Origin of the sequence: Pseudacidovorax sp. NFM-22 (assembly GCF_021401245.1) — a bacterium.
Lineage (GTDB): Bacteria > Pseudomonadota > Gammaproteobacteria > Burkholderiales > Burkholderiaceae_C > Xenophilus.
Window position 1 is genome coordinate 400,022 of record NZ_JACBFY010000002.1, and the last position, 21,698, is coordinate 421,719.

At 71.6% G+C, this 21,698-nt stretch carries 19 protein-coding genes; 10 read left to right on the plus strand and 9 right to left on the minus strand.

Annotated features, from left to right (window positions below):
• Positions 1 to 64: 64 nt before the first annotated feature.
• Entirely contained in the window at positions 65 to 910 is an 846-nt protein-coding gene (locus tag L0984_RS07605; RefSeq protein WP_234193116.1) for a ChaN family lipoprotein, read from the plus strand.
• Positions 911 to 929: 19 nt separating this feature from the next.
• Here the strand turns inward: L0984_RS07605 and L0984_RS07610 are convergent, their stop codons facing one another.
• From L0984_RS07610 to L0984_RS07620, 3 genes are all read right to left on the minus strand, one after another.
• A complete protein-coding gene (locus tag L0984_RS07610) occupies positions 930 to 1,706 on the minus strand; it encodes a citryl-CoA lyase (RefSeq protein WP_234193117.1) in 777 nt (258 codons plus the stop codon).
• 19 nt (positions 1,707 to 1,725) lie between these two features.
• Positions 1,726 to 3,240: a class I adenylate-forming enzyme family protein gene (locus L0984_RS07615; protein ID WP_234193118.1), complete on the minus strand. Its 1,515-nt coding sequence runs from the start codon at positions 3,238 to 3,240 to the stop codon at positions 1,726 to 1,728.
• Between the two features lie 73 nt (positions 3,241 to 3,313).
• A complete protein-coding gene (locus L0984_RS07620) occupies positions 3,314 to 4,276 on the minus strand; it encodes a tripartite tricarboxylate transporter substrate binding protein (protein WP_370645934.1) in 963 nt (320 codons plus the stop codon).
• A 170-nt stretch (positions 4,277 to 4,446) separates the two neighbouring features.
• On the opposite strand from L0984_RS07620, the gene L0984_RS07625 reads away from it, so the two are divergent.
• From L0984_RS07625 to L0984_RS07645, 5 genes are read left to right on the plus strand one after another with little or no spacing between them, the layout of a single operon-like run.
• Positions 4,447 to 5,253, plus strand: a complete 807-nt coding sequence (locus tag L0984_RS07625) for an IclR family transcriptional regulator (RefSeq protein ID WP_076507723.1) — start codon at positions 4,447 to 4,449, stop codon at positions 5,251 to 5,253.
• A gap of 55 nt (positions 5,254 to 5,308) precedes the next feature.
• On the plus strand, positions 5,309 to 6,154 hold the full coding sequence (gene purU / locus L0984_RS07630; protein WP_076507512.1) for a formyltetrahydrofolate deformylase: 846 nt from the start codon (positions 5,309 to 5,311) through the stop codon (positions 6,152 to 6,154).
• Between the two features lie 23 nt (positions 6,155 to 6,177).
• Entirely contained in the window at positions 6,178 to 7,680 is a 1,503-nt protein-coding gene (locus L0984_RS07635) for an FAD-linked oxidase C-terminal domain-containing protein (RefSeq protein WP_234193119.1), read from the plus strand.
• 13 nt (positions 7,681 to 7,693) lie between these two features.
• Positions 7,694 to 8,050, plus strand: coding sequence for a CidA/LrgA family protein (locus L0984_RS07640; protein ID WP_234193120.1), 357 nt, complete (start codon positions 7,694 to 7,696; stop codon positions 8,048 to 8,050).
• Complete coding sequence (locus L0984_RS07645) at positions 8,050 to 8,778, plus strand: LrgB family protein (protein WP_234193121.1); 729 nt, start codon at positions 8,050 to 8,052, stop codon at positions 8,776 to 8,778. The genes L0984_RS07640 and L0984_RS07645 overlap by 1 nt, the downstream gene beginning before the upstream one ends.
• A gap of 120 nt (positions 8,779 to 8,898) precedes the next feature.
• Here the strand turns inward: L0984_RS07645 and L0984_RS07650 are convergent, their stop codons facing one another.
• From L0984_RS07650 to L0984_RS07665, 4 genes are all read right to left on the minus strand, one after another.
• Entirely contained in the window at positions 8,899 to 9,285 is a 387-nt protein-coding gene (locus L0984_RS07650) for a YXWGXW repeat-containing protein (RefSeq protein ID WP_234193122.1), read from the minus strand.
• Positions 9,286 to 9,419: 134 nt separating this feature from the next.
• Positions 9,420 to 10,658, minus strand: a complete 1,239-nt coding sequence (locus L0984_RS07655; protein ID WP_234193123.1) for an SGNH/GDSL hydrolase family protein — start codon at positions 10,656 to 10,658, stop codon at positions 9,420 to 9,422.
• Between the two features lie 64 nt (positions 10,659 to 10,722).
• Positions 10,723 to 14,019: a carboxyl transferase domain-containing protein gene (locus L0984_RS07660; protein WP_234193718.1), complete on the minus strand. Its 3,297-nt coding sequence runs from the start codon at positions 14,017 to 14,019 to the stop codon at positions 10,723 to 10,725.
• Positions 14,020 to 14,032: 13 nt separating this feature from the next.
• The gene (locus L0984_RS07665; RefSeq protein ID WP_234193124.1) at positions 14,033 to 15,679 is read right to left on the minus strand and encodes an AMP-binding protein; all 1,647 of its coding nucleotides are present in this window, start codon (positions 15,677 to 15,679) and stop codon (positions 14,033 to 14,035) included.
• Between the two features lie 98 nt (positions 15,680 to 15,777).
• Here L0984_RS07665 and L0984_RS07670 point away from each other — a divergent pair, with 98 nt between their 5' ends.
• From L0984_RS07670 to L0984_RS07685, 4 genes are all read left to right on the plus strand, one after another.
• Positions 15,778 to 16,488 (plus strand): TetR/AcrR family transcriptional regulator, encoded by a 711-nt coding sequence (locus L0984_RS07670; RefSeq protein WP_234193125.1) that lies wholly within the window; start codon positions 15,778 to 15,780, stop codon positions 16,486 to 16,488.
• 36 nt (positions 16,489 to 16,524) lie between these two features.
• Positions 16,525 to 17,790: a branched-chain amino acid ABC transporter substrate-binding protein gene (locus L0984_RS07675; RefSeq protein ID WP_234193126.1), complete on the plus strand. Its 1,266-nt coding sequence runs from the start codon at positions 16,525 to 16,527 to the stop codon at positions 17,788 to 17,790.
• Between the two features lie 68 nt (positions 17,791 to 17,858).
• Positions 17,859 to 18,806: an arginase gene (gene rocF / locus L0984_RS07680; protein WP_234193127.1), complete on the plus strand. Its 948-nt coding sequence runs from the start codon at positions 17,859 to 17,861 to the stop codon at positions 18,804 to 18,806.
• 123 nt (positions 18,807 to 18,929) lie between these two features.
• Positions 18,930 to 19,331 (plus strand): response regulator, encoded by a 402-nt coding sequence (locus L0984_RS07685; protein WP_234193128.1) that lies wholly within the window; start codon positions 18,930 to 18,932, stop codon positions 19,329 to 19,331.
• Here the strand turns inward: L0984_RS07685 and L0984_RS07690 are convergent.
• Positions 19,291 to 19,905: a DUF2242 domain-containing protein gene (locus tag L0984_RS07690; protein WP_234193129.1), complete on the minus strand. Its 615-nt coding sequence runs from the start codon at positions 19,903 to 19,905 to the stop codon at positions 19,291 to 19,293. The two genes, L0984_RS07685 and L0984_RS07690, sit on opposite strands and share 41 nt — an antisense overlap.
• 382 nt (positions 19,906 to 20,287) lie before the next feature.
• A complete protein-coding gene (locus L0984_RS07695) occupies positions 20,288 to 21,568 on the minus strand; it encodes a Glu/Leu/Phe/Val family dehydrogenase (RefSeq protein ID WP_234193130.1) in 1,281 nt (426 codons plus the stop codon).
• Positions 21,569 to 21,698 lie beyond the last annotated feature (130 nt).

Sequence of the window (21,698 nt, forward strand, 5' to 3'; positions counted from 1 at the left end):
ACGCGGAAAGAAAGCGAATCGCGCGGACAGGCAGGCCGCCCGCGGCGCGCCTAGTATCCGCGGCATGCTGTCTCCCCTGCCCCTGCTCTGCCGCCGTGCGGCGCTGTCGATGGCGGCCGTGCTGGCCGCGGGCTGCGCCGGCGTGGCGGCAGACGCGCCCGACACCCCGCTCTCCCGCCGCCTGGACGCCCTGCTGCCCGCGCAGGTGCTGATCCTCGGCGAGCAGCACGACGCCGACGCCCACCATGCGCTGGAGCGCGAGACGGTGCAGCAGCTCGCCGCCCGCCAGCGCCTGGCCGCCGTCGCACTGGAGATGGCCGACAGCGGCCGCAGCACCGCCGCGCTGCCGCCGACCGCCACCGAGGCGCAGGCCCGCGCCGCCCTGGGCTGGAGCGAACGCGCCTGGCCCTGGGCTGCCTACGGCCCCGTGGTGATGGCCGCCGTGGGCGCCGGCGTGCCGGTGCTGGGCGCCAACCTGCCCCGCGCCCGCATGAAGGACGCCATGGCCGACGTTTCGCTCGACGCCCAGCTGCCGCCGCCCGCCTGGCAGGCCCAGGTGGCCGCGGTGCGCGAGGGCCACTGCGGCCTGCTGCCGGAATCGCAGATGCAGCCCATGACCCGCATCCAGGTCGCGCGCGACCGCGAGATGGCGCGCACCGTGGCCCAGGCCGCGCAGGCCGCCGGGCCGGGCCGGGTGGTGCTGCTCGTCACCGGCGCCGGGCATGCGGACCCGGCGCTGGGCGTGCCCCAGCACCTGCCCACCGACATGACGGTCCGCAGCGTGCGCATGGCGGCCGGTGGCGCGGGTGCGGATCGCCAGCGCTTCGACGCCCTGTGGGCCACGCCCGCCATGCCGCCCAAGGACTACTGCGCCGAGCTTCGCAAGCCCGCCGCGCCGGCCAAGCCTTGAGAACGGCGCAAAGGGCCGCTCAGCGCCCGCCCTCGCCCACGTAGGGAATGGCGTGCTCCACCGTGTCCCAGATGAAGCGGCCCGAGGGGCTCTGCTGCTCCTCGACGATGTGCGCCACCAGCCCGGCCGCGCGGGAGATGACCGCAAAGCCGCGCATCACGCCCGTGGGCACGCCGATCTCGCCCAGTAGCGCGGCCACCGCGCCGGTGGCGTTGATGGTGATGGGCCGGCCCGCGGCGGCATCGACGGCCGCCGACAACAGCGCCAGCGCCTCGATGTGGCGGCCGGCCAGTTCGGGCTCGGCGCGGCCGAGTTCCAGCAGCTTGTAGGCGCGCGGGTCCACCGGCTTGTGCAGGTGGTGACCGAAGCCGGGCACCGCGCTCTTCTGCGCCTTGTGGTGCTGCGCGATGGCGGCGGCCTCGGCCTGCGGGTCTTCCGCCGCCATGATGCGGTCGAGCAGGCGCGAGCAGTTCTCCATGGTGCCCACGAAGGAGCTGCCCACCGCCAGCAGGCCGGCGCTGACGGCGCCCTGCAGGTTCTCGGGCGCGCTCATGTAGATCAGCCGCGTGGCGATGGCGCTGGGCGTGAGGCCGTGCTCCATCAGCACGATCAGCACCACGTCGGTGATGCGCATGTCCACCGGGCGCGGCGTGCGGCCGAGGATCTGCATCAGCATCACCTCGGTGAAGGTCTTCTGGCCCATCAGGTCCTGCACCAGATCCGCGTCGCGGTAGTGCAGGCTGGTGAGGGTGTGGGTGCACAGGCGGGTGACGGGGGTGGCGTTCTCGTCGGTCATCGGTGTCTCCGTTCGAAGGTCAGGCGGTGGCGGCCAGGGCGGCGTCGCGCACGGCGTTCTTGAGCACCTTGCCCACCGGCGAGCGCGGCAGGCTGGCATGGAAGTGGATGCGCTTGGGCGTCTGCACCGGCCCCAGGCGCTCGCGCACGAAGGCGATCAGCTCGGCCTCGCCCACGTCGGCGCCGGGCCGCAGTTGCACCGCGGCCTGCACCGTCTCGCCCCACTTGTCGTCGGGCAGGCCGAACACGGCACATTCGTGCACGGCGGGGTGCTGACCCAAGGCGTTCTCGACGTCCACCGGATAGACGTTGAAGCCGCCGGTGATGACCATGTCCTTGAGCCGGTCCTTGAGGAAGAGGTAGCCGCGCTCGTCGATCAGCCCGCGGTCGCCGGTGTGCAGCCAGCCGTCCACCAGCGTCTCGTCGGTCTTCTCGGGCAGGCGCCAGTAGCCGGTCATCAGCAGGTCGCCGCGGGCCACCACCTCGCCCACCTCACCGGGCGGCAGCAGGCGACCGTCGGGCGCCATGATGGCCACGTCGCTGAACCAGGTGGTGCGGCCGACGGCGGGCCAGTTGCGCGGGTCGTCGAAGTCCTCGGGCCTCATCACGGTGAGGATCTGCGGCGCCTCGGTCTGGCCGTAGGTGGTGCCCAGCACCGGGCCGAAGAAGTCGCGCACCTGGCGGATCTTCTCGGGCGGCATGGGCGCGCCGCCGTAGATCAGGCGGCGCAGCTGCGGGAAGTCGTCGCGGCTCGCATCCGGCAGCGCCATCAGCATGTAGACCAGCGTGGGCGGCATGAAGCAGACGGTGCCGCCGCGCTCGCGGAAGGCGGTGCGCACGGCTTCGGCGCCGGCGCCCGCCAGCAGCACATGGCAGCCGCCCTGCGCCAGGATGGGCAGCAGGTAGGTCGAGGTGCCGTGGGTGATGGGCGCGGCCACCACGTAGCGCTCGTGCTCGTCGAAGCCCCAGGCATGGATCTGGTTGGCGATGGTGGCCATCCAGGCGCGGTAGGGCTGCATCACGCCCTTGGGCAGGCCGGTGGTGCCGCCGGTGAACTTGATGGCCTGCGTGGCGTCGGCCGGCAGCGTCAGGCGCGGCGGCAGCGCGCCGGCATGGGCCTGTTCCAGCGCCTGCAGCGTGGTGGCGCTGGCGGCTGGCACCGCATCGCCCGTCAGCACGCGGGCACCCGGCGCGCCGTCCAGCAGGTCGGCATGGGCCTCGTCCAGCACCAGGATGGAGGGCTTGGTCGCGTCCACGATGCGCCGGATCTCCGGCCGCGTGCTCTTGGGGTTGAGCGGCACCCACACCTTGCCGCAGGCCAGCACGGCCAGCAGCGCGGCGATGTGGTCCGCGCTGTTGGCGGCGCAGAGGCCGACGCGGCTCTGGGGCGCCGGATCCAGCGCCATCAGGCCGGCGGCCAGGGCGGCGACGCGGGCGGCCAGCGCGTCGTAGCGCACGAGGCCCTCGGGCGCGTCGATGGCGATGCGCGCGGGCCAGCGCTGGGCGGCCCGCCAGAAGAAGTCGATGGGGTACATGGTCAGGAAGGAAAGCGGCCCGCTCGGGCGTGATGCAGGGCGCGGCGGCGGGATGCCCGCGCCGCGCCTGCGCTTACTGGGCGCTGGCGCCCGAGGCCTTGACGACCTCGCGCCAGCGCTGGATCTCGGAGGCGGCGAAGGCGCGTGCCTGCTCGGGGGTGCCGCCGGCGGGCGTGGCCGCCAGGTCCTGCAGCCGCTGGCGCACGTCGGGCGCGGCCAGCACCTTGGCCAGGGCGGCATTGAGCCGGTCGATCACCGGCCGCGGCGTGCCGGCCGGCGCGGCCAGGGCGAACCAGGACTGCACGTCGAAGCCCGCGTAGCCCGACTCGGCCAGCGTGGGCACATCGGGCAGCTGCGGCAGGCGCTGGGCGCTGGTGACCGCGATGGCGCGCAGCTTGCCGGCCTGCACATGCGGCAGCGACGAGGGCGCGTTGTCGAACATCGAGTCCACCTGGCCGCCCATCAGGTCGGTGATGGCCGGCGCGCTGCCCTTGTAGGGCACGTGCAGCATGTTGAGACCCGACTGCATCTTGAACATCTCGCCCGACAGGTGGATGGACGAGCCGGCACCGGACGAGGCGAAGGTGAGGCCCTCCTTCGACGCCTTGGCCTGACGCACGTAGTCGGCCACCGAGCGGATCGGCAGCTTGGGATTGACCACCAGGATGTTGGGGATCTTGGCCATCAGGCCCGCCAGCTCGAAGTCCTTCACCGGGTCGTAACCCAGCCTGGGATAGAGCGAGGCGTTGATGGTGTTGGCGATGGTGTAGACGTAGAGCGTGTAGCCGTCGGGCGCGGCGCGGGCCACGATCTCGGCGCCCAGGTTGCTGTTGGCGCCGGCGCGGTTGTCCACCAGCATGGGCTGGCCCAGCTGCTCGCCCATCTTCACGGCCACCAGGCGCGCCACCACGTCGGTGGCGCCGCCGGCCGCATAGCCCACGACGAGGCGGATCGGCCGGCTGGGCCAGGCCTCCGGCTGCGCGGCGGCGGGCAACGCCGACGCGCCCATCGCCACGGCGAGGGCCACCGCGGCCATGCTGAAGAATCGGCGGCCGGCACGTTGCGGGCGCAGCGCAGGCACGGCCGAGGGACGGAAAGGGAATGCAGGCATGTAGGTGTCTCCGTGATGTTCGAATGCCCAGGCCTGCGGGCGCGGCGCATGGGGCGCGGCACACTGCAGGCTTCTGGATGGGCGGATTCTTGGAGATGACCTCCCGAAACACGAACGAAAACGTCCGGCAGCCGGACGATCCCGCCGAGGCCACGGAAGACCCCGGCAGCCGCACCCTGCGCCGCGGCCTGCAGATCCTGGACGCGGTGATGGCCCGGCCCGAGGGCCTGCGGGTGGTCGACCTGTGCCGCGCCACCGGCCTGGAGCGGGCGCCGGTCTACCGGCTGCTGGCCACGCTGAAGGAAGGCGGCCATGTGGCGCAGCGCGGCCGCTTCCTCTACGTGCCGGGCCCGCGCTGGGGCGCGCTGCAGCCCGCCGTCCGCCAGCCCAACATGGCGGTGCAGCTGCAGCCGGTGCTCGAACGCGTGAGCCGCGCCTGCGGCGATGCGGCCTTCGCCATCGTGCGCGAGGGCGCGGCCTCGCACTGCATCGCGCGGCAGGTGGGCACGCACCCGGTGCAGGTGCTGGTGATCCAGGTGGGCACGCGCCAGCCGCTGGGCGTGGGCGCGGCCGGACTGGCGCTGCTGGCCGCCCTGCCCGATGCGCAGGTGGACGAGGTGATCGCCGCCAACGCCGCGCAGCTGCCGCGCTACGGCGGCATGACGCCCGAGCGCCTGCGCATCCTGGTGCGGGCCACGCGCGAGCGCGGCTGGTCGGTCATCGGTAACCATGCCACGCGCAACGTGCTGGCCGTGGGCATGGCGGTGCGCAACGCGCGCGGCGAGGCGGTGGCCGGCATCAGCGTCGCCTCCACGCTGGAGCGCATGCCGCGCCAGCGGCAGGAACTGATCGCCGGCAACTGCCGGGCTGCGCTGGCCGCCCTGCCGCCGGGCGAGCTCTGAGCCCTGGAGCGCCCGCCGACACCCCGCCGCGCGCGCTGCGACAATCCGCCCCCTCATGAGCGCGTACATCCTGACCCTTTCCTGCCCGGACCGCCGCGGCATCGTGCATGCCGTCTCGGGCTTCCTGATGGAGCGGGGCGGCAACATCGAAGAGGCCGCCCAGTACAACGACCATGGCACGGGCCTGTTCTTCATGCGCGTGCGCTTCGCCTGCGAGGGCGTGCCCGAGGCCGAGCTGCGCAGCCAGCTGGCCTCGCTGGCCGACGGCTTCGGCATGGCCTGGAAGCTGCACGCCGCCCAGCAGCCGATGAAGACCGTGCTGCTGGTCAGCAAGGAAGGCCACTGCCTCAACGACCTGCTGTTCCGCTGGAAGAGCGGCCTGCTGCCGGTGGACATCCGCGCCATCATCAGCAACCACCGCGACTTCTACCAGCTGGCCGCCAGCTACAACGTGCCCTTCCACCACATCCCGGTGACCGCCGCCACCAAGGCCCAGGCCGAGGCGAAGCAGCTGGAGATCATCGAGGCCGAGGGCGCCGACCTGGTGGTGCTGGCGCGCTACATGCAGATCCTCTCGAACGAGATGTGCGGCCGGCTGGCCGGCCGGGCCATCAACATCCACCACAGCTTTTTGCCCAGCTTCAAGGGCGCCAAGCCCTACTACCAGGCCCACGACCGCGGCGTGAAGCTGATCGGCGCCACCGCCCACTACGTGACGGCCGACCTGGACGAAGGCCCCATCATCGAGCAGGACGTGGCCCGCGCCGACCACACCGACACCGTCGAGGACCTCACCGCCCGCGGCCGCGACACCGAAAGCCTGGTGCTGGCCCGCGCCGTCAAGTGGCACAGCGAGCACCGCGTGCTGCTCAATGGCCACCGCACGGTGATCTTCCGCTAGCCCTCCTCATCGCGAGCCCCGCCATGAACGCTCCCGCCACCTCCGCCCAGCAATCGAACTTCCAGCGCGCGGAACGACAGGCCCAGGTGGTGCGGGCCCTGGGTGCCCTGCTGCCGGCGCATGCCCTGCTGTGGCAGGACGAGGACACCACGCCCTACGAATGCGACGGCCTGACGGCCTACCGCCAGCGCCCGCTGGTGGTGGCCCTGCCCGAGACCGAGGCCCAGGTGCAGGCCGTGCTGCGCACCTGCCACGGCCTGGGCGTGCCGGTGGTGGCGCGCGGTGCGGGCACGGGCCTGTCGGGCGGCGCGATGCCGCATGGCGAGGGCGTGACGCTGTCGCTGGCCCGCTTCAACCAGATCCTGAAGGTCGACCCCGTCGCCCGCACCGCCACCGTGCAGTGCGGCGTGCGCAACCTGGCCATCAGCGAGGCCGCCGCGCCCTACGGGCTGTACTACGCGCCCGACCCGTCCAGCCAGATCGCCTGCACCATCGGCGGCAACGTGGCCGAGAACTCGGGCGGCGTGCACTGCCTCAAGTACGGTCTGACGCTGCACAACGTGCTGCGGGTACGCGGCTTCCTGGCCGACGGCGAGCAGGTGGAGTTCGGCGGCGAGGCGCTGGACGCGCCGGGCCTGGACCTGCTCCCGCTGGTCGTCGGCAGCGAGGGCATGCTGGCCGTGACGCTCGAAGTCACCGTCAGGCTGGTGCCCAAGCCGCAGCTGGCGCGCTGCATCATGGCCAGCTTCGACGACGTGCAGAAGGCGGGTGATGCCGTGGCGGCCGTGATCGCCGCCGGCATCATCCCGGCCGGGCTGGAGATGATGGACAAGCCCATGACCGCCGCCGTCGAGGACTTCGTGCATGCCGGCTACGACCTCACGGCCGCGGCCATCCTGCTGTGCGAATCCGACGGCACGCCCGAAGAGGTCGACGAGGAGATCGGCCGCATGAGCGAGGTGCTTCGCGGCTGCGGCGCCACCGCCCTCACCGTGAGCCAGACCGAGGACGAGCGGCTGCGCTTCTGGAGCGGCCGCAAGAACGCCTTCCCCGCCTCGGGACGCATCAGCCCCGACTACATGTGCCTGGACTCGACCATCCCGCGCAAGCGGCTGGCCGACATCCTGCTCGCTATCGCCGAGATGGAGAAGAAGTACAAGCTGCGCTGCTGCAACGTCTTCCATGCCGGCGACGGCAACCTGCATCCGCTGGTGCTGTTCGATGCCAACGATCCCGACGAGCTGCACCGCTGCGAGCTCTTCGGCGCCGACATCCTGGAGACCAGCGTCGCCATGGGCGGCACCGTCTCGGGCGAGCATGGCGTCGGCGTGGAAAAGCTCAGCAGCATGTGCGTGCAGTTCACCGCCGAAGAGAACGCGCAGATGTTCGCAGTGAAGGCCGCCTTCGACCCTGCCGGCCTGCTCAACCCCGGCAAGGTGATCCCGACACTGGCGCGCTGCGCCGAATACGGCAAGCAGGTGGTGCGCGGCGGGCGGCTGCCGCATCCCGAACTGCCCCGCTTCTGAGGCAGGGCGACGCATGCAGGGTTTGCGCGGCCTGGCCTGGCTGCTGGTCTTCCAGTCGCTGGGCGAACTGATCTCCCGCGGCCTTCACCTGCCGCTGCCCGGCCCCGTGCTGGGCCTCTTGATGCTGCTGCCCGCGCTGCGCGTGGCGGCCATCCGCGAGGCGGTGGCGGTGTGCGCGCAATTTTTGCTGTCGCACCTGTCGCTGCTCTTCGTGCCGGTGGGCGTGGGCGTGATGACGCACCTGGGGCTGTTTGCGGACTACGGCCTGCGCATTCTGCTGGTGATCGCGCTGTCCACCTGGATCGGCCTGGGCGTCACGGCGCTGGTGCTGCATGCCGGCCGGCCGAAGGAAGAACGGGAAGAGCGCTGATGCCGAACTTCGTCCAACTCTGGGTCTACCTCTCGGCCACGCCGCTGTTCGGCCTGACGGCCACGCTGGTGGTCTACCTGCTGGCGCAGGCCTTCTACGGCCGCATGCAGGGCGCGCCCTGGGCCAATCCGGTTCTGTGGTCGGTGGTGGTGCTGGCGCTGCTGCTGACGGCGACCGGCGTGCGCTACCCGACCTACTTCTCGGGCGCGCAGTTCATCCACTTCCTGCTGGGCCCGGCCGTCGTGGCGCTGGCCTGGCCGCTGTGGGAGCGGCGCGCCGAGCTGCGTGCCCGCGGTCCGCGGCTGTTGGTGGCCGCCTTGCTCGGCGGTGGGGCGGCGGGCGCGTCGGCGGTGCTGCTGGCCTGGCTGTTCGGCCTGCCGAAGGACGTGGTGCTGTCGATGGCGCCGAAGTCGGTCACGGCGCCGGTGGCGATGGGCATCGCCGAGAAGATCGGCGGTGTACCCGCCCTGTCGGCCGTCTTTGCGGTGCTCACCGGCATGGTGGGCGCGCTGACGGGCAAGTACCTGTTCGACCTGCTGCGCGTGCCGGCAGCGGGCGCGGGCTGGACGGCCCGCGGTTTTGCCCTCGGCACCGCCGCGCACGGCATCGGCGCCGCACGCGCGCTGCAGGTGAATGCCGACGCGGGCGCCTATGCCGGGCTGGCGCTGGGCCTGCAGGTGGTGCTGTCGGCGCTGCTCATGCCGCTGATCTTCCGGCTGATCGGGTAGCGCGGGCTGGCAACGCGCAGCACGGGCACCCAAGCACGGTGCCGGCCTGCGCATGCACGGGAACGGCCGCCGTCGCATCCGCCGTCGCGACCGGCCGGCGCCGCGCCACGGCGAGGGACCTCAGCGACGGTGCGGGTTGCCAGGGCGGTTGTCGTACCGGTTGGGCACGCCATCGCCGTCCCGGTCCCAGCGACCGCGGGCGTATTCCCAGCGGCCACCGCGCTCACGCCATTCCGGCGCGCGGTAGGCATAGCCCGGACGGGCCTTCACCCACTGGCCGGGGGCCCACACATACTGGCCACGGCGGGCTTCCCAATGGCCGGGTGCCCACACGAAGCCGCGGCGCGGCGGAGGCATGCGCTCGGCCCGCGGCGGCGGCGGGGGCTGGCCGATCTGCACGTTGATGACCGGCTGTGCCTGGGCGGAGGCCGGAATGGCAATGGCGCCCAGGGAAAGAAGAGTGGCGGTGCCCAGCGAGAGGGCGACGGCGGTGATGCTTTTTTTCATGGGTTGCTTCCTCATGAAGTGTTGGAGCCTCGATGGTGCGCCGCGGGTGTCAACGGCACGTCAGCGCAAGGCAAATGCTTGTGTGAAGCTGTATCCCGTACCTGAGGCGGCGGGAAGGCCGAGTGCACCCGGCCTCATTCCCTCAGCAGCGGCACGTCGGCCACCTGCGCCATGGCGGCCGTTCCCGCGGCGTTGGGATGCAGGTGATCGCCGCTGTCGTAGCGCGCGGCAAGGCGGCGGGCATCGGCCGGGTCGCGCAACGCGGCGTCGAAATCGACGACGGCCACGTCCTGGCGGCCACGGATCCAGCGGTTGACCGCCTCGCGCCTGGCCTCGTTGGCCTCGCTCCAGTAGCCCGAGCCCTCGAAGGGCAGCAGCGTGCCCAGCAGCACCTTCAGGCCGCGGGCGCGCGCCCGGTCGACCAATTGCTGCAGCCCGGCCGTGAGGGCCTGCGCGTCCGGCGGATGGAATCCCGGCAGCACCTTGCCCTGGAAGGTGCCGAAGCCGATGTCGTTGATGCCGATGAGCACCAGCACATGCGTCGCGCCGCTCTGCCGCAGCACGTCGGCGTCGAAACGCGAGAGGCCACTGGGCCCGGTGACATCCGCCAGCAGCCGGTTGCCGCCGATGCCGGCGTTGATCACGGCCACCGGCGTACGGCCTTCGACACCCTGCAGCCGCACGCCCAGGCGCTGCGGATAGCGGGCGGCCTCGGCGCCGCTCTCGGCGCCCGAGCCTTCGGTGATCGAGTCGCCGAAGGCCACCACCACATTGGCGGGCCGGGGCGGCCTGACGTCCAGGCCGGTGACGAACAGGTTCCACGGCTTGCGGCGGGCGTCCTTCAGCTGGGCAGCGTCGGTCTGGTTGCCGGGGGCCGTCCAGCCGCCGTCGGGCGGCAGCCGATGCACCACGGTGGCGGGCACGGACTCGGCCAGCGAAAAGCTCACCACCACCGGCTGGCCGGCACGCACCGCCAGGGCCGCACCGTCGGTCCACTGCTCCTGCCCGGCCGGCACCTCGAAGGCGGTGCGGCCCCCCATCCGCAGGGGCTGCAGCGTGCCGGGCGACAGATTGCCCCCGCCGGTGCCCAGGGCCACCGTGGCGGCCGCAATGCGCAGCGGCCGCTGGCCGAAACGGTTGGAGAAGCGCACCCGCACCTGATCGCCTTCCAGGGCCACGGTCAGCACCTGACGCACGGTGCCCTGCACCATCCACTTGGGCGCGGCGGGCACGCCGGGCATTTGCGGCAGGGCGTCGAAGTTCTGGGGCGCGGCCGCCCACGCGGCCGTCCAGGCGGGCGCGGCATGGGCGCCCAGCGCCGCCATGACGAGAACGAGGGCGGCGCCAAGGCCGCGCCAGTGGAAGAAGGTCATCGTGCAAGGGGCAGTTCAGGGCCCGGCACGATAGTCGCAGGCGCCATGCCGCGCCTGCCAGGGCTCACCACGTGTCGACGTAGGGCTTGGGCGACGCCTGAACGCCTCCGGCCGAGGCCAGGCCGCGCACCAGCCAGGCGCGGGTGTCGGCCGGGTCGATCACGGCATCGATCTCCAGCGTCTGCGCCATGTTGACGGCCTGGCCGTCGGCGTACTGCCGGTCGACCAGCTGCTTGAACAGGGCATCGCGCTCGGCGCCTTCCGGCACCGCTTCCAGCTCCTTGCGGAAGCCCAGGCGCACCGCGCCTTCCAGCCCCATGGCGCCGAATTCGCCCGTGGGCCAGGCGACGGTGAACACCGGCGCATCGAAGCCGCCCGCCGCCATGGCCTGCGCGCCCAGGCCGTAGCCCTTGCGCAGCACCACGGTGAAGTAGGGCACGCGCAGGTGCGAGGCCACCATGAACATGCGGGACACATGCCGCACCTGGGCCTGGGCCTCGACGTCGGGGCCGACCATGAAGCCGGGCGTGTCGCACAGCGCCACCAGCGGCAGGCCGTGGGCATTGCACAGCTGCATGAAGCGCGCGGCCTTGTCAGCCGCCTCGACGTCGATGGCGCCGCCCAGGTGGCGCGGGTTGTTGGCCAGCACGCCGACGGGGCGCCCCTCGATGCGCGCCAGCGCCGTCACCATGCCGGCGCCGAAGCCGGCGCGCAGTTCCAGCACCGAGCCGGTGTCGACCAGGCCGCGCAGGACGGCGCGCACGTCGTACACGCGCAGCCGGTTCTCGGGCACGGCCTGGCGCAGCAGGCGCGCGTCCGCGGCCTCCCACTTGGCCGTGCGGCCCTGGAAGTACGACAGGTACTGCCGCGCCGCGGCCGTGGCCTCGGCCTCGTCCTCCACCAGGATGTCGATCACGCCGTTGCGCGACTGGACCGGGCTGGGCCCGATCTGCTCCGGCGCAAAGCGGCCCAGGCCGCCGCCTTCGATCATGGCGGGGCCGCTCATGCCGATGTTGCTGTTCTTCGTCGCGATGATCACGTCGCTGCAGCCCAGCAGCGCCGCATTGCCCGCGAAGCAGCGGCCGTGGGCGATGCCCACCACCGGCACCACGCCCGACAGCGCCGCGTACTGGCTGAAGGTGTGGTTGTTGAGGCCGGCGACGATGGGCATGTCCACATCGCCCGGCCGGCCGCCGCCGCCTTCGGCGAACAGCACCACCGGCAGCTTGAGCTGGTGCGCCAGTGCCAGCATGCGGTCCTTCTTGTGGTGGTTGCGCATGCCCTGCGTGCCGGCCAGCACGGTGTAGTCGTAGGCCATGACCACGCAGCGCGAGGCCTCGGCGCCGAACAGCTCGGCATTGACGCTGCCGATGCCCGTCACCATGCCGTCGGCCGGCGTGTTGGCGATCAGGTCCTCCAGGCTGCGGCGCCGCGTCTGCGCGGCGATGGCGAGCTGGCCGTATTCGATGAAGTTGCCCGGGTCGGCATCGAGCGCGCACAGGTCGGCGATGTTCTCGCGCGCCGTGCGGCCGCCCTGCGCATGCCGCTTGGCGACGGCCTGCGGGCGGTTGGCGTCCAGCGTGGGGGCATGGCGGTCGATGACGCGCTGCAGGTCGGGGCGGATGTGAGCGGGGTCGACCGCGGCGCCCTGCTGCTCGCCGGCCTGCTGGGCATCGACGGGCTCCAGCCGCACCAGCGGCTGGCCTTCGGCGAGGTAGTCGCCGGCGGCGGCCAACAGCGCGACCACGCGGCCGGGCTCGCCGGCCTGCAGCAGGTGCTCCATCTTCATGGCCTCCAGCACGCCCAGCTGCGCGCCGGCGGGCACCACGTCGCCGAGGGCCACGTCGAACTGCACCAGACGGGCGGGCATGGGGGCGCGGATGTGGAGGAGGCCGTCGTCCGGCTCGTCCTGGGTCGCGGCGACGGTCTTCTCAGCGGACGGCATGGGCGCAACCGCCGTCGCCATCGCCTCGGCCGCGGTCAGCAGCTCGCCCAGATGCGCCTCGACGAAGCGCGTGTGCACGTCCTGCCGGGCGAACTCCGGCCGCGCGCCGATGGCCCGCAGCAGCGGCAGGTTGGTGGCCATGCCCTCGATGCGGCATTCGGCCAGCGCGCGCAGGCTGCGGCGCTGCACGTCGGCGAAGTCGCTGCTGCGGCTGGCGACGATCAGCTTGGCCAGCAGCGTGTCGTAGTGCGGCGAGGGCGCCAGGCCGGCGTAGCCGTGGCTGTCCACGCGCACGCCGGGGCCCGAGGGCAGGTCGAAACGCGCCAGCCGGCCACCCGAGGGGCGGGCGTTGCCCTGTGCGTCCAGCGTCTCGGCATTGATGCGCCACTGGGTGGCAAAGCCCTGCTGCGCCGCCGTGCGCTGCGGCGCGATGCCCAGCGCCTGCAGCCGCTGGCCGGCCAGCACGGCCAGTTGCAGTTGCACCAGGTCGAGCCCGGTGACGGCCTCGGTCACCGTGTGCTCCACCTGCAGGCGGGGGTTGGCCTCGATGAAGACCCAGGGCAGCGTGGCCGAGGACTCGTCCACCAGAAATTCGAAGGTGCCCAGCCCCAGATAGCCCACGGCCTGCGCCATCCGCAGCGCGGCCTGCGTGAGGGCCGCGCGCAGGGGCTCGGACAAGGTGGGGCTGGGCGCGATCTCCACCAGCTTCTGGAAGCGGCGCTGCAACGTGCATTCGCGCTCGCCCAGGCTGGCGACCGAAGCGCCATCGCCCAGCACCTGGATCTCGATGTGGCGGGCGCGCGGCATCAGCCGCTCCACATACACGCCCTCGACACCGAAGGCCGCGCGGGCCTCGGAGACGCAACGGGCATGGGCCTCGGCCACCTCGTCGGCCCTTAGCACGGCGCGCATGCCACGCCCGCCGCCACCGCCGATGGCCTTGATCATCACGCCCGCGCCGTCTTTCGCCTGCTCGGCGAAGAAGGCCTGGGCTTCCTGCAGCGTCACCGCGCCGGCGCTGCCCGGCATGACCGGCACGTCGCATTGCTGGGCCAGCGCGCGGGCGCGAGCCTTGTCGCCGAACAGGGCCAGTTGCTCCGGCGTCGGCCCGATGAAGACCAGGCCGGCCTTCGCGCAGGCCTGCGCGAAATCGGCCCGCTCGCTCAGGAAGCCATAGCCGGGATGCACCGCATCGCAGCCCTGCGCGCGGGCGATGTCCAGCAGCGCGTCGATGTCGAGGTACGCCGACGGCCCCGTGCCCGCCAGCGGCACGGCCACGTCGGCCAGCTGAGCGTGTAGGGCCTGCGCATCGTCCTGCGCATGCACGGCCACGCTGGCGATGCCCAGGTCCTGCAGGGCGCGCACCAGGCGTACGGCGATCTCGCCGCGGTTGGCGATCAGTACTTTCTTGAACAACACGTGCCGGTCCTCAATCCATGTCTTTGAGCAGGCGGCGCAGCACCTTGCCCGCGCCGGTGGCCGGCAGCGCATCGATGAAGCGCACCTGCCGCGGCACCTTGTAGGGCGCCATGTTGTCGCGCGCCCAGGCGGCGATGGCCTCGGGCGTGGTGTCGGCGCCCGGCTTGCGCACGATGAAGGCCTTGACCACCTCGCCCTTCTCCGCATCGGGCTGGGCGATGACCGCGGCCTGGGCTACGGCCGGATGCTTGATGAGGATGGTCTCGACCTCCTCCGGGAACACGCTGTAGCCCGAGACCTTGATCATCTCCTTGAAGCGGCCGATGAAGCAGAGGTAGCCGTCGGCGTCGAGCTTGCCCATGTCGCCCGTGTGCACCCAGCTATTGCGCAGCGTGGCGGCGGTGGCCTCGGGCTTGTTCCAGTAGCCCTTGAAGGTGCCCTCGCTTGCCAGCACGATCTCGCCCACCTCGCCGGCCGACAGGTCGCGGCCGGTCTCGGGGTCGAGGATGCGGATGGTCACGCCCGGCGCCGGCACGCCCTGCGTGCCCCAGCGCGGCGCGTGGCGCGGCGTGTAGGTGTCGCAGGTGTGGGTCTCCGACAGGCCGTAGGCGGCTTCGTGCGAGGTGCAATTGGGCGCAAAGCCCTGCCATTGCCTGGCCAACGGCTCGGTGAAGGCGATGCCGAAGCTGGTGACCGGGTTGACCTTCAGGCTGGACAGGTCGAAGTCGCGCGCATCGGGCAGCTGCATGCAGGCCACGTTCATGGGCGCGATGCTGTACCACCAGGTGACCTTGTGGCGGTCGATGGCCTGGAGCACCGCATGCGGATCGAAGCGGTGCAGCAGCACCTGCGTGGCGCCCACCAGCACCGGCACGTTCACGGCCATCAGCATGCCGGCGATGTGGTACAGCGGCGCCACCGACAGCAGCACGTCGTCGGGCTGCACGCCGTTGCAGTCGGCGGCGATGCGCGTCTTGAACAGGGCGTTGCCGTAGCTGAGCATCGCGCCCTTGGGCAGGCCCGTGGTGCCGGAGGTGTAGGTCATGAGCGCCACGTCGTCCAGCGACAGCGCGATCGGGGCGGGCTTTGCATCGCCCGCGCTGGCTTCGCGGAAGTCCTCGCAGCCGTCGGGGACGGTGCGCGGCGCCTTCATCGCGGCCTGCAGCTCGGCGGGCAGGTCCAGCACCGGCTCGGTGGGCAGCAGGTCGGCATAGTGCACGACGAAGACATGGGCCAGGTGTGGCGCCTCGGCCTGCACCTGCTGCACCACGGGCAGCAGCGGCGCGGCGGCCACGATGACGCGCGCCTTGAGGTCGCCCACCTGGTAGGCCAGCTCGTGGGCCTTGTTGAGCGGACCGCTGGGGCAGACGATGGCGCCGATCTTCTGGATGCCGTAGTGGGCCACCAGGTACTGCGGGCAGTTGTTGAGGAAGAGCACCACCGGCTCGCCCTTGGCCACGCCCAGCGCCTGCAGCCGGGCGGCGAAGGCGTCGCTCGCGCGGTCGAGCTCGGCATAGCGCATGCGGTAGCCGTACCAGAAGCAGGCGGCATGGTTGCCGCGCTCGCGCGCATGGGTGCGCAGGTACTCGTGCAGGGGCTGGCGGGGGCGTTCTGGCAGTGCTTCGGCCGCAGTGCCGGGGTGGGTATCGAGGCTCATGGGTGTCTCCGTGGCGTCTGCCGATCAGGGTTAGCGATAGCGCATCGAACCCTGTCGGCCCTTGTCTTGCGATGCATGGTGCACGAACAATCCTACCGATGGGTAGAACATCGGAGACACCGCACAAACCCAAAGCCGCAGCGCCGCGCGGGCCGGCCAGCCGCCTGCCCGCGGAAGGGGGGACACGCACGCACGGCAATGGGCGGCAGCGTTCGGCCACGGCAGGCACCGACGTGCAGCGCGAGCGCATCCTGCAGGCCGCCACGCAGCTCTTCGCGGCCCAGGGCTACGCCAACACCACGCTGGCGCAGGTGGCGCAGGCGCTGCAGGTGACCAAGCCCTTCATCTACTACTACTTCCGCGACAAGCAGGAGCTGTTCGAGGTGCTGTCGTGGCGGCCCACGGTGGACTGCTTCACGGCGCTGGACTTCGCCGACGACGACCCGCGCCCGGCGGCGCAGAAGGTGCAGGAAGGCCTGCGGCGGCTGATCCGCGCCACCGTCATGCACTACCCGGCGGCCTTCTTCCCCTACCGCGAGCCGCAGGTCTACCGGCCCGAATACAACGCCGCGATGAAGAAGCTGGCCCACCACTTCTACGACAAGCTCACGCCGCTGCTGGAGCAGGGCCGGCGCGACGGCGACCTCGACTTCAACGAGACACGCATCACCGCGCTGGCGGCCTGCAGCCTGCCGGGCTTTCTGTACAGCTGGTACCAGCCGGGCGGCAGGCTGGGGCCCGAGCAGATCGTGGACGAGCTCACGCAGCTGGCCACGCGCGTGATCGGCCTGCGCACGCGCGCCGCCTGATCCTTCCATGCCAACGACAACGAACGGAGACACACCATGACATTCCGCGCCCGGCTCGCGCCCCTGGCCGCCGCCCTGCTTCTCGCCGCCGCTGGCGGTGCCTCGGCCCAGGACGGCAAGGTCTACAAGCTCGCCTACATCGACCCGCTCTCGGGCCCCTTCGCCAACGTGGGCGAGCTGATGCTGGCCCATGTGCAGTACGCCGTGGACGACATCAATGCCAAGGGCGGCGTGCTCAAGGGCCAGGCCAAGCTGCAGCTGCTGCAGTTCGACAGCAGGCTCTCCGCGCAGGAAAGCCAGAGCGCCCTGCAGGCCGCCATCGACCAGGGCGCGCGCGCCATCGTCACCGGTGGCTCGGGCTCCTCGGTGGTGACGGCGCTGGTGCAGGCCGTCAACCGCTGGAACCAGCGCAACCCGGGCAAGGAGATCCTGGTCCTCAACCACTCCTCCATCGACCCCGAACTCACCGGCAAGGCCTGCAGCTTCTGGCACTTCCAGACCGAGGCCAACACGGCGATGAAGATGAAGGCGCTGGCCAACTTCATCAAGAAGACGCCCGACGTGAAGAAGGTCTACCTGCTCAACCAGGACTATGCCCATGGCAAGCAATGGGCCAGCTACGGCAAGCAGCTCGTGGGGCTGGCCCGGCCCGACGTGCAGTTCGTGGGCGAGGCGCTGCATCCCATTGGCCGGGTGAAGGACTTCGCGCCTTACGTGGCCAACATCAAGGCCTCGGGCGCCGACTCGGTCATCACCGGCAACTGGGGCCAGGACATGACGCTGCTGCTCAAGGCCGCGGGCGATGCCGGCTACAACCTGCGCTACTTCAACCACAGCGCCGGCTCGGTGCCGGGCACGGTGCTGGCCGTGTCGCAGGCCAAGCTGGGGCAGCTCACGTGGGTGGCCGAATGGCACCCCGGCCAGGCCGACAGCCCGCGCGTGGATGCGCTGGCCAAGGCCTACAAGGCCCGGATGGGCAAGGACTTCCTGGCGCCGCGCATCGACATGACACCACGCCTGCTGGCCGCTGCCATCGACAAGGCCGGCAGCACCGAGACGGTGGCCGTGGCCCGCGCACTGGAAGACCTGAGCTTCGACTCGGTGGTCGGCCCGGTGCGCATGCGCGGCGAGGACCACCAGTTGCTGCTGCCGCAGGTGGTCAACACCATCGCGCCGGTGGACGGCAAGACGGTCAAGACCGGCTGGGAAGGCACCAACTACGGCTTCCGCACCGAGGCCGTCTACAGCGGCAACGAACTGGCGCAGGGCACCGACTGCAAGATGGTGCGCCCGGGCGGCTAACCCATCACGCCGACGGTGTCGGCATTGGCTGGCACGCCGTCTTCATCGACCGTATCTAGACTGGTTGGATGCAAGCCCGCTCCGCCCCCGACGCCCGCCCCGCGGCCACCACCGTGGCCCTGATCGGGGCGCCCACCGACGTGGGCGCCAGTGTCCGCGGCTGCGGCATGGGGCCCGACGCGCTGCGCGTGGCGGGCCTGGCCGAATGCGTGGCGCGCCTGGGCTTGACGGTGGTCGACCGCGGCAACCTGGCCGGCCCCGCCACGCCCTGGCGCACGCCCGAGGGCGGGCTGCGTCACCTGAAGGAGGCCGTGGCCTGGAACCGCAGCGTCTACGACGCGGTCGATGCGGCCCTGGGCCTGGGCCAGCTGCCGCTGCTGATGGGCGGCGATCACTGCCTGGCGGTCGGCGCCATCAGCGCGGTCGCGTGGCATGCACGCCGCCGTGGCAAGACGCTGCGGGTGCTGTGGCTCGATGCGCACACCGACGTCAACACCGAGGCCACCTCGCCCAGCGGCAACCTCCATGGCATGCCGGTCGCCTGCCTGCTGGGCCATGGGCCAGCCGCCCTGACGGGCTGGAGCGGCACGCCCGGCGCGCTGCAGGCCGAGGCGCTGCGCTTCATCGGCATCCGCAGCGTCGACGCGGCGGAGCGCGATGCCATCCGCACACTCGGCCTCACGGTCTTCGACATGCGCCACATCGACGAGCACGGCATGCGCACCACCATGACCGAGGCCCTGCACGGCATGGACGAGGACACCCACCTCCACGTGAGCTTCGACATCGACTGCCTGGACCCGGACGTCGCGCCCGGCGTGGGCACCGGCGTGCGCGGCGGGCCCGGCTACCGCGAGATGCAGCTGTGCATGGAGATGATCGCGGACACGGGCCGCCTGGGCTCGCTGGACGTCGTGGAGCTCAACCCCGCGCTGGACGTGCGCAACCGCAGTGCGGAGATCGCGGTGGAACTCATCGAAAGCCTGCTGGGCAAGTCCACCCTGACGCGCGGCTGAGGGTCCGCGTCACGTCTGCTGACAAAGGGCGTTGTTCCTACACGCTTCGTCGACCGCCCGGGCGACAGTGAATGTCGCGGGTAGCCCATAGTCGGTCCACCCCTGCTGCGCCCGCCCTCATCCATGCCCGAATCCGCCGCTCCCCCTGGTTCTGCCCTGCGCGTCCTGGTCGTCGAAGACGATCCCGACGTGCTGCAGACCACGCTGGAGATGCTGAAGCTGCTGGGCCATTGGGCGACCGGGGTGGGCAGCGCCGAGACCGCGCGCGACCGCTACCTCGACGGCGCCTTCGACGTCGTGATGATCGACGTCGGGCTGCCTGCGCTGTCCGGGCTGGAGCTGGCCGAGGCGCTGGGCGTGCGCGATCCGGTACGCATCATCTTCGCCACCGGCCGGCCTTCTCCGCGCGAGCTGCCTGCCAACACGCAATGGCTGCGCAAGCCCTTCGGCATCGACGCGCTGGCCGATGCCCTGGCCACGCCGGCTAGCGGGGGGATGGCGCCGGCTTCACCGAGCCCTCGGTGACGGGCGTGGCCACCGCCGGTTCGGTCCGCGCCAGGTAGCGCTCCAGCAGGGCGTAGAAGCCCTCGTAGAAGCGGTCGTCGGTGAGCGTCTGGCTGGCGACCTTGACCATCGCGTCATCGCTGGAGGTGAAGGGCAGCGACAGCGAGCCGAAGGCCCCCACGCCCACGCTGGCCGAGTTGTTGACCTTCTTCAGGCCGTAGCGGTCCTGCACCGCGGTGGCGAAGGCGATGGCGGCGGGCTGGCCGTTGTCGCCCTGCTCCTGGGCGCAGACCACGCGGAACTCGACCTCCACATGCACCTCGCCCTCGGGCTGGAAGCTCTTGCGCCCCGTCACCTGCTCGGCCGCCGCGGCCGTGATCATGTAACCCTGGCTCAGCAGCGCCCGCCGCGCGGCCTCGCAGGTCTGGGCCACCGTGGCGTCGTAGATGCGGGTGTGGGTGTTGGTCGCCTCGAAGTCCTCGGTCGCCAGGTCCTTGCCGCCGTGGCGCTTCAACGCACTGCCGCAGCCGGCCAGCGCGGCTGCCAGCACCACCATCCCCACGGCGCTCCAGCCGCGCCCCGCTTTTGTTCGCATCGTCGTCATCCCGCAAGTGTCGCCCGGCCGACGGCCAGGGCGTGGCTTGGACGCCCCGGCACGAGGACGGTTCCCGCCCGCGGGCGCGTGGCGTACAGGGGCGCACACGGCTTGGATGGGCGCACACGACGCGGTGGTTCCTCCCTCTCCCCTCGCGGGAGAGGGCGGGGGAGAGGGGGACAGCGCCCGCCATGCGTCAAGGCTGCTCCGATGCATGCGCCCCCTCTCCCCCACCCCTCTCCCGCACAAGGGGAGAGGGGCCAGGACGCCCCCGGACACGACGTTTCAGCGCACCCTGGGAACCGGCTTTGCCGGGCCCAGGGGTGCGCCCCTGGAGGGGGATTGGTTTTCTACACGCAGCGAGAAAACCAAACGGGGTGGGTCATGGATAAAGCCCGCGATCCTGGCGCGCCGCCAGGATGCGCTCGCAGGCCACGGCGAAGGTGGCCGTCCGCAAAGGGATGTGGTGCTCGTCGGCCTTGTGCCAGATGTGCTCCAGCGCGCCGACCATGATCCGGTCCAGCCGCTGGTTGATCTCGTCCTCGGTCCAGAAGAAGCTGGAGAAGTCCTGCACCCATTCGAAGTACGAGACCGTCACGCCACCGGCATTGCAGATGACGTCGGGCACCACCAGCACGCCGCGCTCGGCCAGGATGTCGTCGGCCTGCGGCACCGTGGGGCCGTTGGCGCCTTCGAGCACCAGGCGGGCCGTGATGCGGCGGGCGCGCTCGGCGGTGATCTGGCCTTCCAGGGCGGCCGGGATCAGGATGTCGGTGGGCACGTCCCAGAAGGCCTCGTTGTCCACCTGCTCGCCGGCGCCGAATTCCGCGATGCCGCCGGTGCGGCGCGAATGGGCCATCAGCGCCGGCATGTCGAAGCCGCCTTCATTGACCAGCGTGCCGGTGTGGTCCTGCACGGCCACCACCTTGGCGCCCGCGTCGGCGAAGAGTTCGGCCGCCACCGAGCCCACGTTGCCGAAGCCCTGCACCGCCACGCGCGCACCCTGCAGCGGCAGGCCCAGGCGGCGCGCCGCCTCGCGGCCGGTGACGAACACGCCGCGGCCCGTGGCCTTGACCCGGCCCAGCGAGCCGCCCAGGTGGATCGGCTTGCCGGTGACCACGCCCGTGGCGGTCGAGCCGGTGTTCATCGAGTAGGTGTCCATCATCCAGGCCATGATCTGGCCGTTGGTGTTGACGTCCGGCGCGGGGATGTCGGAATGGGGGCCGATGATGAGGCCGATCTCGCTGGTGTAGCGGCGCGTCATCTTCTCCAGTTCCTTCTGCGACAGCTTCTTGGGGTCGACGCGGATGCCGCCCTTGGCGCCGCCGTAGGGCAGGTTGACGGCCGCGCACTTGACGGTCATCCAGGCCGACAGGGCCATCACTTCCTCCAGTGTCACGTCGGGGTGGAAGCGCACGCCGCCCTTGCCCGGCCCGCGCGAGAGGTTGTGCTGCACGCGGAAGCCCTCGAAGTGGGCGATGGTGCCGTCGTCCATCTCGATCGGCACGTCCACGATCAGCGCCCGCTTGGGACGCTTGAGGGTCTCGGCCCAGCGGCCCAGGTGGCCCAGGTAGGGCACCACGCGGTCGACCTGCGACAGGTAGGTGCCCCAGGGGCTGGTGGAGGACGGGTGGACGTACGAGAGTTCGCTGGACTGCTGCATGGTGAGGAGGCCTCGGTGGTGCGGATGGCCGCGACGATAGGCCGCCCGACCGCGCCGCGCCAGGGGCCATGCCGCCGGCGACGGACCTTATGCGCGAGCGGCAAGGCGGGGGGATCGGGCGATCGGACGC

What these genes read in the sequence shown, in the direction of transcription:
- L0984_RS07605 (WP_234193116.1), top strand. Translation starts at nt 65, where the DNA reads ATGCTGTCTCCCCTGCCCCTGCTCTGCCGCCGTGCGGCGCTGTCGATG.
- L0984_RS07610 (WP_234193117.1), bottom strand. Translation starts at nt 1,706, where the DNA reads ATGACCGACGAGAACGCCACCCCCGTCACCCGCCTGTGCACCCACACC.
- L0984_RS07615 (WP_234193118.1), bottom strand. Translation starts at nt 3,240, where the DNA reads ATGTACCCCATCGACTTCTTCTGGCGGGCCGCCCAGCGCTGGCCCGCG.
- L0984_RS07620 (WP_370645934.1), bottom strand. Translation starts at nt 4,276, where the DNA reads ATGGCCGCGGTGGCCCTCGCCGTGGCGATGGGCGCGTCGGCGTTGCCC.
- L0984_RS07625 (WP_076507723.1), top strand. Translation starts at nt 4,447, where the DNA reads ATGACCTCCCGAAACACGAACGAAAACGTCCGGCAGCCGGACGATCCC.
- purU (WP_076507512.1), top strand. Translation starts at nt 5,309, where the DNA reads ATGAGCGCGTACATCCTGACCCTTTCCTGCCCGGACCGCCGCGGCATC.
- L0984_RS07635 (WP_234193119.1), top strand. Translation starts at nt 6,178, where the DNA reads ATGAACGCTCCCGCCACCTCCGCCCAGCAATCGAACTTCCAGCGCGCG.
- L0984_RS07640 (WP_234193120.1), top strand. Translation starts at nt 7,694, where the DNA reads ATGCAGGGTTTGCGCGGCCTGGCCTGGCTGCTGGTCTTCCAGTCGCTG.
- L0984_RS07645 (WP_234193121.1), top strand. Translation starts at nt 8,050, where the DNA reads ATGCCGAACTTCGTCCAACTCTGGGTCTACCTCTCGGCCACGCCGCTG.
- L0984_RS07650 (WP_234193122.1), bottom strand. Translation starts at nt 9,285, where the DNA reads ATGAAAAAAAGCATCACCGCCGTCGCCCTCTCGCTGGGCACCGCCACT.
- L0984_RS07655 (WP_234193123.1), bottom strand. Translation starts at nt 10,658, where the DNA reads ATGACCTTCTTCCACTGGCGCGGCCTTGGCGCCGCCCTCGTTCTCGTC.
- L0984_RS07665 (WP_234193124.1), bottom strand. Translation starts at nt 15,679, where the DNA reads ATGAGCCTCGATACCCACCCCGGCACTGCGGCCGAAGCACTGCCAGAA.
- L0984_RS07670 (WP_234193125.1), top strand. Translation starts at nt 15,778, where the DNA reads ATGGGTAGAACATCGGAGACACCGCACAAACCCAAAGCCGCAGCGCCG.
- L0984_RS07675 (WP_234193126.1), top strand. Translation starts at nt 16,525, where the DNA reads ATGACATTCCGCGCCCGGCTCGCGCCCCTGGCCGCCGCCCTGCTTCTC.
- rocF (WP_234193127.1), top strand. Translation starts at nt 17,859, where the DNA reads ATGCAAGCCCGCTCCGCCCCCGACGCCCGCCCCGCGGCCACCACCGTG.
- L0984_RS07685 (WP_234193128.1), top strand. Translation starts at nt 18,930, where the DNA reads ATGCCCGAATCCGCCGCTCCCCCTGGTTCTGCCCTGCGCGTCCTGGTC.
- L0984_RS07690 (WP_234193129.1), bottom strand. Translation starts at nt 19,905, where the DNA reads ATGCGAACAAAAGCGGGGCGCGGCTGGAGCGCCGTGGGGATGGTGGTG.
- L0984_RS07695 (WP_234193130.1), bottom strand. Translation starts at nt 21,568, where the DNA reads ATGCAGCAGTCCAGCGAACTCTCGTACGTCCACCCGTCCTCCACCAGC.